Origin of the sequence: Ancylobacter dichloromethanicus, from assembly GCF_018390645.1 — a bacterium.
In the GTDB taxonomy this organism is placed as follows: Bacteria; Pseudomonadota; Alphaproteobacteria; order Rhizobiales; family Xanthobacteraceae; genus Ancylobacter; species Ancylobacter dichloromethanicus.
The window spans coordinates 1-17,421 of sequence record NZ_JAHBGC010000010.1 but is presented as its reverse complement, the minus strand read 5'-3'; the positions used below and the strand labels follow the sequence as shown (position 1 = coordinate 17,421).

Genomic DNA, 17,421 nt, shown 5'->3' with positions numbered 1-17,421 from the left:
AGCATGGCTGGACATCCAAGTTATTCAACAATCTGTCACGGAGGCAACCTACTTCAACGGGCCATGCAGCGCGCTCCAGTCAGTGCGTATACAATGGGAATTGCAACCAATGACCAGCATCGTAAGCCCCATCCTCGACTTCATGGCGAAGCGCGGCTCGGAAGATCGCGTCATCGATCTGAGTAGCGTGTTCGGCGGCAGCGGCCTCACCTACACGATCGAGAGCAGCGATCCTGCGGTTGCCGCGGTCAGGATCGAGGGCAGCGAGCTGACCATCGATTTTCTCGAGACGCTGGGCTACACCGACCTCAAGATCACCGCGACCGATACCGACGGCTCCACCGCGGTCGAGAATGTCCGCGTGCGCGTGGCCAGCGAGAGCGCTTTCACCATTGCGGTGATGCCCGACACGCAGGACTACACGTCCAACGCCGACCTCAACCACATCTTCGGCGACATGACCCAGTGGCTGGTCGATCACCAGGAGAGCCTGGGCATCGAGTTCGCCATCCATGTCGGCGACATCACCCAGCGCAACACCGCGGAGAACTGGGCGGTCGCCGAGGAAGCGCTGCGCAAGCTCGACGGCAAGATCCCCTATTCGCTGCTGCCGGGAAACCACGACCAGAGCGACCAGGGCCGCGCCAACGACCACAGCTCGGTCTATCTCGACGACCTGTTCTCGCCGGAGAAGCAGGCCGCCACCAGTTCCACCTTCGGCGGCGTCTATGACCAGGAGCCGGAAAGCTCCAAGAACAACTACCACACCTTCACCGCGCCGGACGGCACCAAATGGCTTGTCATGTCGATGGAATTCGGCGTGCGCGACGACGTGCTGCGCTGGGCCGGCGATGTCATCGAGGAACATGCCGATCACCGTGTCATCATCGCCAATCACTCGATGACGAACTTCGCGGGCCGCCATGATCCGCTCGGCTCGCCGCTGTTCAATGAGGGCACCGGCTACGACTACGGCATGGGCAACACGCTCGAGAACCCCAATGATGGCGAGACCATCTGGCGCGAGCTGGCCAGCAAGTACCCGAATGTGGCGATGACGTTCTCGGGCCACATCTTCGGCGACGGCGCCGAAACCGTGACCAGCTACAACCAGTATGGCCAGCCGGTCCACCAGATGCTGGTGAACTACCAGAACGGCGTCGCCAACGAGATCAATGGCGGACGCGGCGGCAATGGCGCCATCCGCCTGGTCGTGGTCGATCCGGAAGCCGGCACCATCTCGACCGAGACCTATTTCACCGAGTTCGACAGCTACCTCACCGGCGGGCGCACCGAAGGCGAGCTCCAGGGCAACTATAAGGAGCACGAGCAGGTGCTCGACGGGCTCGATCTCGGCCCGGTGACGCCGCAGGCGCTGGCCGATGCCGGCGACGACATCTTCGCCGCCGCCACGGCCGGTGCCGACGACCTCGCAGTGGCCCTCGACGCCAGCGGCTCGCGCAACCCGGGCGACGCCATCGTCGAATATCGCTGGCTCGACAAGGAGGGCCAGGTGGTCGCCACCGGCCAGAAGCCGACCGTCTCCTTCGAGGTCGGCAGCCACAAGCTGACGCTTGAGGTCGAGGACCGCGCCGGCGTGGTGACGCGCGACGAGATCCGCGTCGTCGTCAGCGGCGATCGCACCCTGCTGGTGGACAATTTCAACGACGGCGACGCCGCCGGCTGGACCACCGTCCGGCCGCTGCTGGCCAATATCACGCTCCTGCAGACCGCCTCCGCGGCCAGCGCCCCGGCGCTGCCCGGCGGCGATGCCGGCGTGCTCTCGTTCCCCCCGCTCGAAGCCAGCCAGTACTACCATGTGATGCCGGATTTCGAGCCGTCTTCCGGCGATGACTTCGAATCCTATACGCTGATGATGGACCTGATGGTCTATGACGGCCAGGGCGCCTATTTCTCGCTGTTCCAGAATGACCTCGAAAACACCGAGGATGGGGTCATCTTCATTGAGAACAGGAACGACGGCACCGGCAGGCTGGAAATCCTGCGCGGCGCCCATGGCACCATCACCTATGGCCAGTGGCACCGTATCGCGCTGACCGTCGAGAAAATCGACGACGCCACCGCGACGCTGAGCAAATATATCGACGGCACTCTCGTCGGCACCCAGGTGGTGGCTATGGAGCGCCTGAAGATCGACGGCGAGGGCGGCTTCTACCTGCTCGCCGACGACAATGGCGAAAGCGGCTACGGACACCTCAACAGCGTCGTGTTTTCCGACCGCGTGTTCAGCGCCAGCGAGATCGCCGATATGGGCGGGGCGCAGGCCAGCGGTCCGCTGGCGACGGCGAGTGACGGGCGCACCGTGCAGTTCGACTTCAACGGCGACCTGTCCCCCAGCCTCGGCGCCGGCACCATCGCCATCGTCGACAAGAAGGGCGATGCGCTCGAGACCCTGACCAAGTTCGGCACGGCCTCCTCCTTCGAGATTCCCGCGATGCCGGGCGGCGATGACCAGGTAATGTTCTTCCCCGCGCCGAAGGAAAAGCAGGGCTTCGTGGTGACGCCGGGTGGCGAACAGGAGGTCATCACCGAATACAGCCTCGTCATGGACGTGCTGATCCCAGACGGCCAGGGCCGCTACATCTCGTTGCTGCAGACCGACCCGAGCAACAGCAGTGACGGCGACGTCTTCATCCGCCGCAACAACGCCACCGGCAGCGCCGAACTCGGCGGCGGCGGGTATGACGGCGCGTTCGCCTATGGCGAATGGCAGCGCATCGCGCTGGTGGTCGACCAGGCGGAAGACGGCACCGTCACGCTCCACAAATACCTGAACGGCAGCCTCATCGGTTCGCGCGTCGTGGATGCCGAGCGCTTCAAGCTGGATGGCGAGAAGGGCTTCCTGCTGTTTGCCGACGAGGACGGCGAAATGTCCGATGCCTATGTGAGCGGCGTGTCGTTCACCGAGGGCGTGCTCACGGCCGAGCAGGTCGCGGCGCTCGGTGGCGCCAAGGCCGGCGGCATCTTCACCCAGGCGCCGGACCTCAACACCACGCAGTTCGACTTCTCCGGCACTCTCGACGCCACCTTCGGCAATGCCCAACTCGACTTCCTGGACGAATCCGACACCGGCTTCTGGAAGGTGAAGGGCAGCGTTCACTCACGCAAGGATGACGACGCGTCCATCGACGCACCGGAAGGCGCGCTCTACTACTCGCAGGACAATCCCGACAAGGTCCTGGTGTGGAACGATCCCGCCGCGCTGGCGTGGAACAACTATGTGTTCGACGTCACCATCCGCTCCACCGACGACGACGTGATCGGCACGGTGTTCTACTACGCCGACGAGAGCAATTATTACCGGCTCGAACTCGACGGCGAGGGCTCTACCCGCCACCTGATCAAGGTGCAGGACGGCGTCGAGACCGTGCTCGCCTCGGTCACGGGCGGCTACCGCTTCAATGACGAGATGGAACTGCGCGTCGCCGTGGTGAATGGCGAGATCACCGTGCTGCTCGACGACAGGAACGTCTTCGGCGGGCCGGTGGTCGACAGCGCGCCGCTCGCCGGCGGCACCATCGGCGTGCTCTCCAGCAACCAGAAGAGCGCGATCTTCGACAATGTCGCGGTCAACAAGGTGGCGCTGGCCGCGCATGGCGCCGGCGACATGCGCAGCATCGACAGCGATGGCGACGGCTTCGCGGTGGTTGCGCTGTCGGCGTCCGGCTCGTTCGGGCCGAACGACATCGTGGCCTATCGCTGGCTGCTCGATGGCGAGGAGATCGGCACCGGCAAGGAGGCTGTCCTCACTCTCCCCGCCGGCACCAAGGCGGTGACGCTCGAAGTCACCGACGCGGCCGGCAAGACCTCCCGTGACCACGTCAAGGTCGATGTCGTCGGCGCCGACAAGGTGCTGGTGAGCGAGGGCTTCAGTGGCGCCTCGCTCGCCGGCTGGACCATCGTCGACGAGGGCACGCTGGGTGGCGCCTCCGACTGGAAGTTACTGGACGGCAAGCTGTTCCAGATGTCGGACATTCACTCCCGCCAGCTGATCTCCAACGGCAACGCCTCCGATCCCGACCCGTGGAACCGCGGCTGGAGCCCGCTGGGCGATGGCTACAACGCGCTGCGCAAGGGCACCTACGCACTGTACAACGCGCCCGAAGCGGCGGAATGGAGCGACTATTCGGTCGAGGTCACCATCCTTACCCCGGACGATGACGGCATCGGCCTCCTGCTGCACTATCAGGATCCGCAGAACTACTACAAGATGGAGCTCGATCGCGAGGGTGGCCTCTGGCAGCTGCGCAGCATGGTCGATGGCTATGAGAAGACCCTGGCGCAGGTGCCGGGCCGCTACGTCAGCGGCGAGCCGATCCATCTGCGCGTCGACACGGTCGGCGGCAAGATTCAGGCCTATGTCGACGGCGAGCCGGTGTTTGCCTACGACATCGAGGACCACAAGCTCGAGAGCGGAACGGTCGGCCTCTATTCCTGGGGCAGCGCGGGCGTCTCGTTCGACGACCTGACCGTGGTGTCGCTGGCGGATGCGCCGGTGCAGCCCGGCGACAACGCCGCACCGGAAGCTACCAATGACGGCGGCTTCTCGCTGGTGTCCGGCACGTCGCTCATGCTGACCGCCGCGCTGCTGCTCGCCAACGATCTGGATGCCGATGCCGATGAACTTGTCCTCGTCTCGGTGCAGGAGGCGATTGGCGGCACGGTGGCGCTCGACGATGCCGGAAACGTCCTGTTCAAGGCGACCCCCGGCTTCTCCGGCACGGCCTCGTTCAGCTACACCGTTTCCGACGGCAAGGGCGGCACGGACAAGGCCACGGTCACGCTGAACGTGGAGGCGGCGGCCAACCGCAACCCCGACGCGCTCGACGACCGGCTCTATGTCCTGGAAGAGGCGGTGGTGACGCTGGCGGCTTCCAGCCTGCTGGCCAATGACACCGATGCCGATGGCGACGCCCTCACCCTTGTCTCGGTGCAGGGCGCGACCCATGGCACGGTCGCGCTGGTCGACGGCAAGGTGGTGTTCACGCCGGCCGACGGCTTCACCGGCGCCGCGTCCTTCACCTACACCGTCTCCGACGGCAAGGGCGGGCAGGACACCGCGAAGGTGGTGATGAACGTCCAGCCCCGCCCGAACGCCGCGCCCGTCGCCCAGAACGACGGCGGCTTCACGGTGACCTCGGGCCTCGCGCTTTCGCTGGCGGCGGCCGCGCTGCTGGCCAACGACGTGGATGCCGACGCCGACGCGCTGAGCCTCGTCTCGGTGCAGGGCGCGAGCCATGGATCGGTGGAACTGGTCGATGGCCAGATCGTGTTCACGGCCCAGGCCGGTTACGAGGGTGAGGCGTCCTTCACCTACACGATCTCCGACGGCCAGGGCGGAACGTCCACCGCGACGGTTACGCTGACCGTCGAGGCGGCGGGCCCGCAGGAGCCGGACCATGAGGGCTGGCAGCTCGGCACCACGGGCGACGATGTCCTGGGCGGGTCTTCCACGGTCGGCGTCAAGATCTTCGGCGACGATGGCGACGACGTGATCAAGGGCGGCATGCGCGGCGACCAACTCGACGGCGGCGAAGGCGGCGACGTGCTGCGGGGCGGCATCGGCGACGACACCCTCAAGGGCGATGCTGGCGACGACGTTCTCGAAGGCGGCATCGGCAATGACCGGCTCGAGGGCGGCACGGGCAGCGACCTGCTGCGCGGCGGCATCGGCCAGGACACGCTGGTCGGCGGCGACGGCGACGATGCCCTCGAAGGCGGGATCGGCAGCGACGACCTCGCCGGCGGCAGCGGCGACGATCTGCTGAAGGGCGGCGTGGGCGAGGACCGCCTCGAGGGCGGCGAAGGCGACGACATTCTGACCGGCGGCATCGGCCGGGATGTGTTCGTGTTCGCGGAAAACTCAGGGGCGGACATCATCACCGACTTCCATCCCGGCCAGGACCTGATCGCGTTTCAGGATCTCGATTTCGCAACCTTCGACGCGGTGCTCGCCGCGATGGTCGACACGGATGAGGGCGTCGTTCTCCAGCTCGACCAGAGCGGCGAGAACTATGTGCTGATCGAGAACACCACCCGGAACGGGTTCGGCGCCGACGACTTCACCTTCGCCTGAGCCGCGCCCCGCGACGGACCAGGAGAGACCGGGATCTCCGGCGAAGGGGCCTTCTGCAGCGTCGCGGCGGTTGCCGCACCACGCCTGCGGCAGGCCCCTTCCCTTGATCGCGGCCTCGCCTCCAGCCGGTGACCGGGGCCCCGCTCTCGCGCCATCGCTCGACGCGGCCGGCAGCAGCGTCAATCTGTTCGGCGCGTCACAAATTGAAACATCCCCGTCAATCGCAAGTGACGCCGCGCCCCTAGCACGGAAACCTCAGGGAACAGCATCCTGCCTCTGCGCCCCGGCGACAGAGATGGACATCATGAGGATACCCCATGCTCAGGACCCGCCTCTTCATCGCGGCAGCCATCATCGCCTTCGCTCTGGCTGGCATGTCGGTCGCGCAAGCCGCCACGACCGGCATCGCCACCGCCAACGTCAATCTGCGGGCCGGCCCCTCGACGGGTTATCCCGCCATCACCGTCGTTCCGGCGGGCACGGCCATCCTTACCCATGGATGCGTCGCGGGCTATGGCTGGTGCGATATCGCCTTTGGCCCCTATCGCGGCTGGGTTGCCGCATCCTACATCCAGGTCGTCTATCGCGGGGCGCCGGTCGTGCTCTCGGCGCCGTTGGCGCCGGCGGTCGGCATTACCGTCGTCACCTTCAACCGCGTGTATTGGGACACCTATTATCGCGCCTACCCCTGGTATGGCCGCTGGGCGGCCTATCCGCCCTATGTTCCTCCGCGCATTACGTCCGCCAACCGCTCCGTCACCTGTGCGGGCGGCGCCTGCGTGGGCACGAGCGGCGCCAGCGGCCGCTATGGTGGCTCGACCGCCCAGACCCGCACCTGCACCGGCGGCGCGTGCACATCGACTCGGGTGACCGAAGGTCCCAATGGCGGCACCGCGGCCCGCACCCGCAACTGCGCCGCTGGGCTGGGGTGCACCACGAATCGCGCGGTCGTCGGGCCTAGTGGCGGGACCCGCACCGGATCGCGCAGCTTCCAGCGCTGGTAGGCCTGCCGCGAACAACCCGCCAGCCGACAGAGAAAAGGCCGGGAGGGCGCCCCCGGCCTTTTCCATTGCGCCACGCGGGCAGCTTCGCACGCCCTCAGAGTGGGGCGCCGAAACTTTCGCCACGCTGCCATTCGATCAAACGTGCCACGCGCTCGACCAGGCGGGCCTGCGTCTTCGCGACAAGCGCCATCTGCTCGGGCGTCAGCGTCGCCTTGAGGACATCAACTGACTGCTTGAGACGCTTCGCCTTATCGGCCCGCTCGATGGCAGCGTCGGCAACGTCCTGCACAAGATCGAACGCCTCGGCCTTGGCGCGCCCTTCCGGTGCGAGCCAGCGCTCCACCCGGTCGCCGGAGGGCACCATGGCGACCAGGGCGCCTGCATAGTCGCGCCACGCTTCGGCCTGATCCGGCCGGATGCCGAGCACGGTTTCCTGCGCCGCCAGCAGCATGCCCGCCACCAGGCGCAACTCAACCGGACCAAGCATGGGGGCCGGCCCGGCATCGAAGTCGGGCGGCTCGCAGGCCCATGGACCGGCGGGCTCGACGACCACGTCCTGCGCCTCCGCCTGTCCGGCCACGATGGCGAGGCCCGAGGCCGCGAACACGGCGGCGGACACGGCGCCGGCGGCCAGGATCGCGAATGGCCTTCGCTTCAGGAACGGCCCTCGCTTCAGGAACGGCTCTCTCATGGCTTTCATCCTTCTGCCGTTGAGGAGCCCGCACGCTAGGCGGCCGAGGTCTCGCCCGTCGCACCGCGTGATGTCGATTTGTATCGGCCTTCTCACCTCCGCCGCTTTACCCGGCAGGGAGCAGGTGAACCCGGACGGCAAGCCCACCATGGCGGCTGTCGCCCAGTTCGATACGCCCGCCATGGCGCTCGACAAGACGCCGGACAATGGTGAGGCCGAGGCCGGTGCCCCCGCTCTCGCGGTTGCGCGAGGTCTCCAGCCGATAGAAGGGCTCGAAGACCCGCTCGCGCTCATCCGGCGGGATGCCCGGCCCGTCGTCCTCGACCACGAGCACCACCGCACCCGAGGCACGCTCAATGGCAGCGTAGGCACGCTCGCCATGGCGCAGCGCATTCTCGACCAGATTGGCGCAGACCCGGCCAAGCGCCTTCTCTCCCATCGCGACCGCCACCGGCCCCGCCGGTTGATCGAACACGATACACTCAGCCGGTCCATGCCCGGCGTGGTGACCGGCGCGATAGCGCTCGAACACGGCAACGAGATCGGCGATGGCAGGCTCGTTCGGAGCGAAGGAATCCTGTGCGAAGTCGAGTGTGTCCTCGACGAGCGCCTGCATCACCTCCACATCGGCGATCGCACCCTCCCGATAGCGGCTCGACGGCATCATCTCGACCCTCAGGCGCAGGCGGGTGAGATAGGTGCGCAGATCGTGCGAGATCGCGCCCAATGTGAGCGTCCGATTGCGCAGCAGCGCGGCAATGCGTTCCTGCATGGCGTTCACGGCGCGGATGAGCGTACGCAACTCCGGAGCGCCGCGCTCGGGAATGCGCACAGGCCTACCGCCCTCCCCCACCTTGTCCACCTCGCGGGCGAGGCGGGCGAGCGGCTTCATCTCCCGCGCCACGGCAATCAGCGCCGCCACCGCCACCAGCACGCCGAACAGCCCGGCGAAGAAGCCGATGGGCACGCCGAGCAGGCGCACCGTCACCCGGTCGCGCACATCCAGCCAGAGATAGCCGCCCGAGGCAAGCTGCACATAGACGCTGAGTGAATCGCCTTGCCCGCCCTGATCGCGCCCTTCGAGGCGCACCCGGACATCGCGATCGAGCGTTCCGCGCAGATTGAGCGCCGCGCGGATCGCCCGCTGCACTCTTACCAGTTCACCGGGTCCGGCCAGGCCCGCCGGCAGTTCCGGCACGATGGACACGGCGCGCCCACTCTCCGTAAACGCTTCCAGCACCGCCGGCCGCAGCGGCGCGGGCACCTCGTCGACCAGCCGGACGAGCGAGGCGACCTGCCGCGGCAACGAGGGCGAACTCTCGCCGAACTCGCCGCGCCCGGCGGGAAAGCCGAAATAGAAGGCGAGAACCAGCAACTGGATGGCGAACAGCGCCAGCGCGACGATGAGGATGATGCGCGCCAGCAGGCCGAAACGCATGGCTCCCACGCCTCTCAGGCATCACGCACGTCGGCCGAGAACAGGTAACCGACATTGCGCACGGTGGTGATGGGTTGCTCGTTCTCGGCAAGGCACAGGGCCAGCTTGGCGCGCAGCCGCGATACGGTGACGTCGACGGTGCGGTCGAAGGGATCGGCCATGCGCCCGCGTGTCCAGTCGAGAAGCTGATCGCGCGAGAGCACCCGGCCCGGCCGTTCAAGAAAACACACAAGCAGGTCGAACTCGGCGGTGGTGAGGTTCACCCTCTGGCCGGCCTCATCCTCGACGAGGCGGGCGTCAAGATCGGCGATCAGGCGGCCGAAGCGGCGGCGGCGGCGCTCGGCTACCCCGGAGGCGGGCGCGCTGGAGGAGCGGCGCAGCAAGGCGCGGATGCGCGCGAGCAACTCGCGCGGGTTGAACGGCTTGCCGAGGTAGTCATCGGCCCCGATCTCAAGGCCGACGATGCGGTCGACATCGTCGTGCTTGGCGGTGAGCATCAGAATAGGCACGCGCGAGCGCACTCTTAGCCGCCGGCAGATCGAGAGACCACCCTCGCCGGGCAGCATGATGTCGAGGATGAGCAGATCCGGCATGCCACGCAGCAGGGCGCGGTCCATCAGCGTCCCGCTCTCCACCGCCTCGACGCGATAACCCTCCGCGCCGAGAAAGTCGACGAGAAGGCCACGAATGTCGCGATCATCCTCAACCAGCAGCAGCCGTTCCGCAGTCATGGCGAAGGCATGACAGGCCCGCAAGTCACCGGCAAGAGGCACAGGCGCCGCTGTTACAAACTGTAACGAAATGCGCCCGTCCCGAGACAGCGGCGCAAAGCAGACCGTGCATCCTCTCCACGTGCCGCCCTGACCCACACCTCATGGCGGCCCGTGGGGAGTTGCCCCGCCCGCGCCCTGGAGCCTGCCCGGCCGACCACCCCAAACCGGGCGGGCTCCAGGGCCAGCCCTCATTCATGCACCCGCATGCACCCGAAGGAATCGACATGTTGGACCGTGGCTTTTTCATGCGCGCCTCGCTCGTGCTCGTCTTCTCTGCCATCGCCGGCGCCGCGTTCTCGCAAAATCTTTCCCGTGCGCAAATGCAGTCGGTGCGCAGTGCCTGCGCCGCCGACATCAAGGTCGCCTGTCCCGGGGTACAGCCCGGCGGCGGCCGCATCATCGCCTGCATCAAGGCCAATCCGGACAAGATCTCCCAACCCTGCATGGATGCGCTGGTCGCCGCCAAGGCGATGCAGGCGCAGTGAGGACGCCGGCCGAAGCGGAATAAAGACGGCGCGTACGCGATGAACATCCAGCCGGATCTCGACCAGATACTGGCGCTCGCGCCGCCGCCCGCCCGCCCGTCCGCGCCCGCGCCGCTACCTGCGCCGCACCCTCCTGGCCCTGGCCCTCGCCGGCCTCGCCATCGGTGGTCCGCGCTATCTCTATCCCTATGAGGTGAGAAGCGAGACCGTGCGGCCCGGCAAGCTCATCATCGAGATCAAGGGCCCGGGCACACTCGATGCCTTGTCGCAAGCTGCCTTAGGCAGCCGCCTCCAGGCGCGCATCGAGACACTCGCCGTCGACCGCAACGATGTGGTGTCCAAGGGCGATGTGCTGGGCCGCCTCGCCTTTGACGAACTCGCGGGCGGGCTCGCCGCCGCCGAGGCGAGCGCCCATGCCAGCGAGCGGGCGGTCGACACCGCCGGGGCCGAACGCGACCACGCGCTCGCCTCGCTCGACAAGGCGCGGGCCACGCATGAGCGCCAGGTCGCGCTCGTCGCCAAGGGCGTGGCCAGCCAGGCCGGGCTCGACGACGCTGCCGCCATCTTCCGGCAGGCACAGGCGGACCTCGTGCGGGCACGGCGCGCCATCGAGCAGGCCGAAGCCGAGCGCGAAGCGGCGCGAGCCCGTATCGCGGTCGCTCGCGCCCAGCTCGACGACAGCGTGCTGCGCGCGCCCATAGACGGAATCGTCATCTCGCGGACGCACCATCCGGGCGAGGTGGTCGCGCCGGGGTCGGAGCCGTTGCGCATCGCCGATCCGACCAGCCTCGTGCTCAACGCCCGGCTCGATGAGAGCGCCATCGCCTCGGTACAGGCCGGACAGCTTGCGCACATACGCTTCAGCGGCTTCGAGACGCCAATCAACGGCCATGTGCTGCGGCTCGGCCGCGAAGTGGACGAGGAGACGCGGGAGTTCGAGCTCGACATCGCCCTCGACCGCCTGCCGCCCAATTGGGCGCTGGGGCAACGTGGCACAGTGCGGATCGAAGTGGAGGAGCGGCCGGACGTACTCACCGTGCCGCAGACCCCTGGCACGCCGCGACGGCGCACCAGGGGTCTGGCTCGCGCGGAGCGGGCGGGCCGCTGGCAGGCGGTCACGCTCGGCTCGGCCGGCGGCGCCCGCGTCGAAGTGCGCGGCGGGCTTGAAGGCGGCGACATCGTGCTCGCACCTGAAGGGCTGCATCCCTTCATGCGCCTGCGGGTCGCGGATTCCACGCCATGAATCTCGCCCTCAAGGATGCCGCTCATACGCCGATGCGCTTCGTTCTCACGGCATTCGGCGTCGCCCTGCTGATGACGGCCGTGATCGGCATGACCGGGCTTTACCGTGGCGTGGTCGGCGACGCATTGCTCGTCATCGAGCGCATCGATGCCGATCTGTGGGTCGTGCAGGGCGAGCGCGCCGGTCCGTTCGCCGAAGGCTCGGCGGTCGCCCCGGACATGGATCGCCGCGTCGCGGGCGTGCCGGGCGTCGCGGATGTGCGACGCTTCACCCAGTTCAGCCAGCAATTCGCCTTCGAGGGGGCGACGCGCCGTGCCACCATCACCGGCGCCGATATCCCCGCCGATGACGGGCGCTGGCTCGCCCTTGCCGCCGGCCGCTGGCTCGCGGCCGGCCGTTGCGAGGCGGTGGCGGATGAGAGCACCGGCCTTGCTGTCAGCGACTGGGTGGAACTGGCGCGCGACGTCTACGAGATCGTCGGCTCGACGCGGCACATGGTGGATTCGGCGGGCGACGGGCTGCTCTTCGTCGGTATCAATGATGCTACCGCGATCGCCCAGAAGCGCACCTCGGAAGCGATATATCTCGCCCGCGCGGCTCGCGGCACCGGCGAGTTCGCCGGCGCGGGCAGCTCCGTCGCGCAGGAGAGCAAGATCGCGGCGGTACTGGTGCGCCTCGCCCCGGCAGCCGATGCTGCGAACGTCATTGCGACCATTGAACGCTGGGGCGACGTGCGGGTGCTCACGACGCAGCAGCAGCGCGACCTGATGCTGAACGCGCGGCTGTGGAAGCTGCGGTTGCAGATCCTCGCCTTCACCGGGCTGATCCTGCTGATCACCGCTATCGTCGTCTCGCTGATCGTCTACACGATGACGCTGGAGAAGCTGTACGAGATCGCGCTTCTCAAGCTGATCGGGGCGCGCGAAAGCGTCGTTGCGACCATGATCGGCCAGCAGGCCGGCCTGATCGGCCTGATCGGCCTCGCCGGTTTCCTGCTGTCCATCGGCGCCGCCGAACTCGTCTTCCCGCTGTTTCCGCGCCGGGTGGTGATCCTCGCTGGTGACCTCGCGCTGCTGGGCCTGGCGCTGCTGGGCCTGGCGCTGGCTCTGATCTGCGCCGCAGCGGCGTGGATCGGCATCGCCCGTGCCTCGCGCGTCAACGCCCGCGAGGTGCTGGCGTGAGCCCGCCTGTCATTCTCTCGGCACGCGGTTTGGCGCGCCATTACGCCGGCCCCGCCGGACTGGTGCGGGCGCTGGACGGCATCTCGCTCGACATCCAGGCCGGCGAACTTGTCGGCATCTTCGGCCCCAGCGGCTCCGGCAAGAGCACGTTCCTCATGCTCGCCGGCCTGCTGGAAACGCCTAGCGCCGGCGAGGTCTGGCTCGCTGGCGAACGGGTGTCGCAGCCCGGGACCGATCTCGACCGGCTCCGGGAGGTGCGCCGCCAGAAGATCGGCTTCGTGTTCCAGAAGGCCAATCTTATCCCCTTTCTCACTGCCGCGGAGAATGTGGCGCTTAGCCTCGAACTGGTCGACGTCGCGCCCGCCCCGGTCCTCGCCCATGGATGCCGGCTGCTCGCGGCGCTCGATCTCTCGCATCGGGCCGATAGCCTGCCCGCGCGGCTTTCCGGCGGCGAACAGCAGCGCGTCGCGGTGGCGCGGGCGCTGGCCAACAGCCCGCCGCTGATACTGGCCGACGAGCCCACCGCCGCGCTGGACAGCGTGCGTGGCCGGCAGGTGATGCAACTGTTCCGCCGCATCGCCGCATCGCGAGGCACCGCGGTTGCGGTGGTGACGCACGATACGCGCTCCGCGGACCTGTTCGATCGGCGGGTTCATCTCGAGGATGGTCGTTTGGCGACACGCCGTCAGGAATAGCCGCTGCACGGGCGGTCCGGAGCGTACCGGCTCCTCGTCACCTTCCGAGCGAGCCCTGATGCCCGGCGCCTGGAGGCACGGCCCTGCAGCCAGTCGTCGACCTGCGACTTTGCCAATTCGTCCCGGACCGCATCGTTTGGCCCGCTGCCGGTTCTGTGAACGCGAGGCTCGGCAAGCCCTGCCCGCTCCCCGCACGGAGGGGCCAAGATGACCCGGCGCGGGGCGCCTGCACCGGCGAGTGTAGAAGCGCCCGACGCCGTATGCGGAGCCAGGTGGATCGAGGGCGGCAGCCAATCGGTGAGATCACCCGCGCGCTTTCGCCCAGCGCATCGAGGGTGCCGATGAACAGATTCGCATCGTGGGATTAAAGTCGGAACGACCTCGAATGCTCCTCGCCGCTTCGAGCGGGGAACCGGGAGCTTTTGGCGTTCGCGGTTTTGTACCGAAGTGGCGCGCCCACGGGGAATCGAACCCCGGTTTTCGCCGTGAGAGGGCGACGTCCTGACCGCTAGACGATGGGCGCATCTAGGCAGGCCGGTCTCATAGAGCGGTTTGGCGGTGGGATCAAGAGCGCCGGCGCGACGAGGCGGCTTTTTCAACCGCTGTGGACGCCCTCCCCGTCGGGCCGCTCCCGAGAGTGCCCGTGAAGCCGCTCACGGCGCACTGGCAAAGCCGAGCACACCGCGCGGGGCGCGCGTGTCGAGGTCGAAGAAATGCGTCTCCACCCGCCCCTCGCGCGCCACCGTCACCGCGATGAGGTCGCCGGAGACGACGGCGGAACGCACATCCGCGCCCTTCGGCAGCTGGATCGTGCCGGCGATCTCCGCCGGCGCGCTTTTCCTGCCGCTGATCAGCTTGTATCCGATGGCACCAAACACGGCGAGAAAGCCGAGAAGCATGATAAGGCCGGAGAAGGCGGCGAAGCGGCGCATCCGGCGCAGCACGCGCTCGGCCGCGGGGTCGAGCTTGTCGTCGTCTGAATCAGGAGAAGTCATGCCGGCACCCGACGAACTGAACGAGGATCTGGATGATGTCCTGCCGGTAGCCGGCGCGACGCGCGTCGATATCACCGTCGGGCCGGAGGATGAAGGGCTTCGGCTCGATCGGGTTCTGGCGCGGCACCTGCCGGAGCTCAGCCGCACCCGGCTGCAGGCGCTGATCGCCGAGGGCCGGGTGCAGCGCGCGGGCCTCGCCGTCCCGGGCGGCTCGGCCAAGGCCGTGGTGGGCGAGAGCTACAGTGTCGAGGTACCGGCGCCCGAAGCTGCCGAGCCGGCGGCGCAGGACATCCCGCTGACCATCGTCCACGAGGACGATCACCTCATCGTCATCGACAAGCCCGCCGGCATGGTGGTGCATCCCGCGCCCGGCAATGCCGACGGCACGCTGGTCAACGCGCTGCTGTTCCATTGCGGCGCCAGCCTTTCGGGCATTGGCGGGGTGAAGCGCCCCGGCATCGTCCATCGGCTCGACAAGGACACATCCGGCCTGATCGTGGTCGCCAAGAACGACCGCGCGCACAAGCGGCTCGCCGCCCAGTTCGCCGATCACGGCCGCACCGGCCCGCTGGAGCGCGCTTATCTCGCCTTCGTGTGGGGCGAGCCGGACCTGCCCAGCGGTACCGTGGACGCGCCGCTCGCCCGCCACCCCATTGCCCGCGAGCGCATCGCGGTGCGTACCGGCGGGCGCTTCGCCATCACCCACTGGCAGCGCCTTGAGGCCTATGCCGACACGCAGGGACGCCCCATCGCCGCCCTCGTCGAATGCCAGTTGGAGACCGGCCGTACCCACCAGATCCGTGTCCACATGGCCCATGTCGGCCACCCCCTGCTGGGCGACGCGATCTATTCCGGGGGGCAGCGCACCCGCGCCAGCCGGCTGGGCGGCGCCGCGCGCACGGCGCTGGAGGCACTGGGCCGCCAGGCCCTGCACGCCGCGCGGCTGGGCTTCGAACACCCCGCGACCGGCGAGTTCCTGCTGTTCGAGAGCGCGCTTCCTGCCGACCTCGCCCGCCTGCGGGCCGCTCTCGCGGCCGGCGATTGAGCGCCCCGGCGCCCGCTCAACGGTTCGTGACCCCGCTTTGCCTTGCGGTTTCGCAAAAACGGCCTCTTCCTGCTATTATATGTGTGAGGCCGGCTGAAAGCGGCCGCAAATCGGTCGCCCACTATAGGGGACCGCGAGAGAAGGAGGGTGCAGTCATGGCCCGTTCCGCTATGAGCCTACCATCCGCCGAAGGTGGCCTGAGCCGCTATCTGGCGGAAATCCGCCGGTTCCCGATGCTGGAGCCGCAGGAAGAATACATGCTCGCCAAGCGCTGGCGCGAGCACGAGGACCCCGACGCTGCCCATCGGCTCGTCACCAGCCATCTGCGGCTGGTGGCCAAGATCGCCATGGGCTATCGCGGCTACGGCCTGCCGATTTCGGAAGTCATCTCCGAAGGCAATGTCGGCCTCATGCAGGCGGTGAAGCGCTTCGAGCCCGACAAGGGCTTCCGCCTCGCCACCTATGCGATGTGGTGGATCAAGGCCTCGATCCAGGAATACATCCTGCGCTCCTGGAGCCTGGTGAAGATGGGCACCACGGCGGCGCAGAAGAAGCTGTTCTTCAACCTGCGCAAGGCCAAAAGCCAGATCTCCGCGCTGGAGGAAGGCGACCTTCGCCCCGATCAGGTGCAGCAGATCGCGACCAAGCTCGGCGTCACCGAGCAGGAAGTGATCGATATGAACCGGCGCCTCGGCGGCGACGCCTCGCTCAACGCCCCGCTGCGCGGCGATGTCGAGGGTGGTGGCGAGTGGCAGGATTGGCTGGCCGACGATCACGACAGCCAGGAATCGGTGCTGGTCGAGCATGAGGAGATGGACAATCGCCGCAACGCGTTGTCCGGGGCGCTGTCGGTGCTCAATGAGCGCGAGCGGCGCATCTTCGAGGCGCGGCGCCTGTCGGACGACCCGATGACGCTGGAAGACCTCGCCACCGAATTCGGCGTGTCGCGCGAGCGTGTGCGCCAGATCGAGGTGCGCGCCTTCGAGAAGGTGCAGAAGGCGGTGATCGACCGCGTGCACCAGATGGAGTCGGCACCGATGCGGCAGGAAGTCTCGCCGGCGCTGTAAGGCGTTCGCGACATCACGCGAAGACGACCGGAGGGCGCCCCGCAAGGGCGCCCTTTTGCGTTGCGGGTCAGGCCGGCAGCGCGTTGGCCCCTGCCGAGGGCGCGATCGGCGCGGAAAACTGGCTCGCCCGGCGCACATCATGCGAGAGCACGTCGCGTATGCTGAGCACGCCGACCAGCTGATGCTCCTCCAGAACGGGGAGATGGCGCACATGGTGCTCTTCCATCAGGGCGCGGACATGGTCCACCGTGTCTTCCATCCGGCACGAGATCATGTTGCGCGACATCAGGTCGCCGACGGTGAGCTTGAGCGCCGCCGCGCCGCGCTCGGCGACGGCACGCACCACGTCGCGCTCGGAGAAGATGCCGACCACGGTGTCCCCTTCCGAGCCGCAGGCGTCCTTCACCACCACGGCACCGATGCGTTCGCGATTGAGCAGGGTCGCAGCCATTTCAACGTTTTCCGACATACGGATCGTCGGCACGCGGGCGCTTTTCAGCTTCATGAGATCGGCGACGAGCATGGCGTATCCCTCTGGTGGCGGAACCTCGACTGTCACGCTTCTTATTCTTTTGTCTAAGTCTGGTATGCAATACACACGCCGTCAACAGAATCCGTTGCGGCAGCGCAGCATCCAGCCTTCACCGAGACGCCGCAAAAAGGCCCGCGCGGGGCGGGCCTTTTCGTCGTCCGTGGCGGTGGCGCGT

13 protein-coding genes and 1 tRNA gene are annotated in these 17,421 nt (G+C 67.7%); 8 read left to right on the top strand and 6 right to left on the bottom strand.

The window, feature by feature from the left end; all coding sequences use genetic code 11:
* The first annotated feature begins 109 nt into the window (after window positions 1-109).
* Window positions 110-6,097 (top strand): Ig-like domain-containing protein, encoded by a 5,988-nt coding sequence (locus KHC23_RS05375; RefSeq protein ID WP_213370256.1) that lies wholly within the window; start codon window positions 110-112, stop codon window positions 6,095-6,097.
* A 317-nt stretch (window positions 6,098-6,414) separates the two neighbouring features.
* A complete protein-coding gene (locus KHC23_RS05370) occupies window positions 6,415-7,101 on the top strand; it encodes an SH3 domain-containing protein (RefSeq protein ID WP_213370254.1) in 687 nt (228 codons plus the stop codon).
* 94 nt (window positions 7,102-7,195) lie between these two features.
* Here the strand turns inward: KHC23_RS05370 and KHC23_RS05365 are convergent, their stop codons facing one another.
* From KHC23_RS05365 to KHC23_RS05355, 3 genes are all read right to left on the bottom strand, one after another.
* The gene (locus KHC23_RS05365; protein WP_213370252.1) at window positions 7,196-7,792 is read right to left on the bottom strand and encodes a hypothetical protein; all 597 of its coding nucleotides are present in this window, start codon (window positions 7,790-7,792) and stop codon (window positions 7,196-7,198) included.
* 106 nt (window positions 7,793-7,898) lie between these two features.
* On the bottom strand, window positions 7,899-9,230 hold the full coding sequence (locus KHC23_RS05360; protein WP_213370250.1) for an ATP-binding protein: 1,332 nt from the start codon (window positions 9,228-9,230) through the stop codon (window positions 7,899-7,901).
* A gap of 14 nt (window positions 9,231-9,244) precedes the next feature.
* The gene (locus tag KHC23_RS05355) at window positions 9,245-9,961 is read right to left on the bottom strand and encodes a response regulator (protein WP_213370248.1); all 717 of its coding nucleotides are present in this window, start codon (window positions 9,959-9,961) and stop codon (window positions 9,245-9,247) included.
* Between the two features lie 266 nt (window positions 9,962-10,227).
* On the opposite strand from KHC23_RS05355, the gene KHC23_RS05350 reads away from it, so the two are divergent.
* The 4 genes from KHC23_RS05350 to KHC23_RS05335 all read left to right on the top strand — a co-directional run bounded on the left by KHC23_RS05350 (window position 10,228) and on the right by KHC23_RS05335 (window position 13,607).
* Complete coding sequence (locus KHC23_RS05350; protein WP_246544255.1) at window positions 10,228-10,488, top strand: cysteine rich repeat-containing protein; 261 nt, start codon at window positions 10,228-10,230, stop codon at window positions 10,486-10,488.
* A gap of 208 nt (window positions 10,489-10,696) precedes the next feature.
* The gene (locus tag KHC23_RS05345; RefSeq protein WP_213370246.1) at window positions 10,697-11,731 is read left to right on the top strand and encodes an efflux RND transporter periplasmic adaptor subunit; all 1,035 of its coding nucleotides are present in this window, start codon (window positions 10,697-10,699) and stop codon (window positions 11,729-11,731) included.
* The gene (locus KHC23_RS05340; protein WP_213370244.1) at window positions 11,728-12,912 is read left to right on the top strand and encodes an ABC transporter permease; all 1,185 of its coding nucleotides are present in this window, start codon (window positions 11,728-11,730) and stop codon (window positions 12,910-12,912) included. Before KHC23_RS05345 ends, KHC23_RS05340 begins: the two co-directional genes overlap by 4 nt.
* Window positions 12,909-13,607, top strand: a complete 699-nt coding sequence (locus KHC23_RS05335; protein ID WP_213370242.1) for an ABC transporter ATP-binding protein — start codon at window positions 12,909-12,911, stop codon at window positions 13,605-13,607. Before KHC23_RS05340 ends, KHC23_RS05335 begins: the two co-directional genes overlap by 4 nt.
* Before the next feature lie 448 nt (window positions 13,608-14,055).
* Here KHC23_RS05335 and KHC23_RS05330 read toward each other — a convergent pair.
* Window positions 14,056-14,130: transfer RNA gene (locus KHC23_RS05330), tRNA-Glu, on the bottom strand.
* A 130-nt stretch (window positions 14,131-14,260) separates the two neighbouring features.
* Window positions 14,261-14,602: a hypothetical protein gene (locus tag KHC23_RS05325; protein WP_213370240.1), complete on the bottom strand. Its 342-nt coding sequence runs from the start codon at window positions 14,600-14,602 to the stop codon at window positions 14,261-14,263.
* Here KHC23_RS05325 and KHC23_RS05320 point away from each other — a divergent pair.
* Entirely contained in the window at window positions 14,601-15,647 is a 1,047-nt protein-coding gene (locus tag KHC23_RS05320) for an RluA family pseudouridine synthase (protein WP_213370238.1), read from the top strand. The genes KHC23_RS05325 and KHC23_RS05320 overlap by 2 nt on opposite strands.
* Before the next feature lie 155 nt (window positions 15,648-15,802).
* On the top strand, window positions 15,803-16,714 hold the full coding sequence (gene rpoH, locus KHC23_RS05315; RefSeq protein ID WP_213370236.1) for an RNA polymerase sigma factor RpoH: 912 nt from the start codon (window positions 15,803-15,805) through the stop codon (window positions 16,712-16,714).
* 67 nt (window positions 16,715-16,781) lie between these two features.
* Here rpoH and KHC23_RS05310 read toward each other — a convergent pair whose 3' ends face one another.
* Window positions 16,782-17,237, bottom strand: a complete 456-nt coding sequence (locus tag KHC23_RS05310; RefSeq protein WP_213370355.1) for a CBS domain-containing protein — start codon at window positions 17,235-17,237, stop codon at window positions 16,782-16,784.
* Window positions 17,238-17,421: the final 184 nt, after the last annotated feature.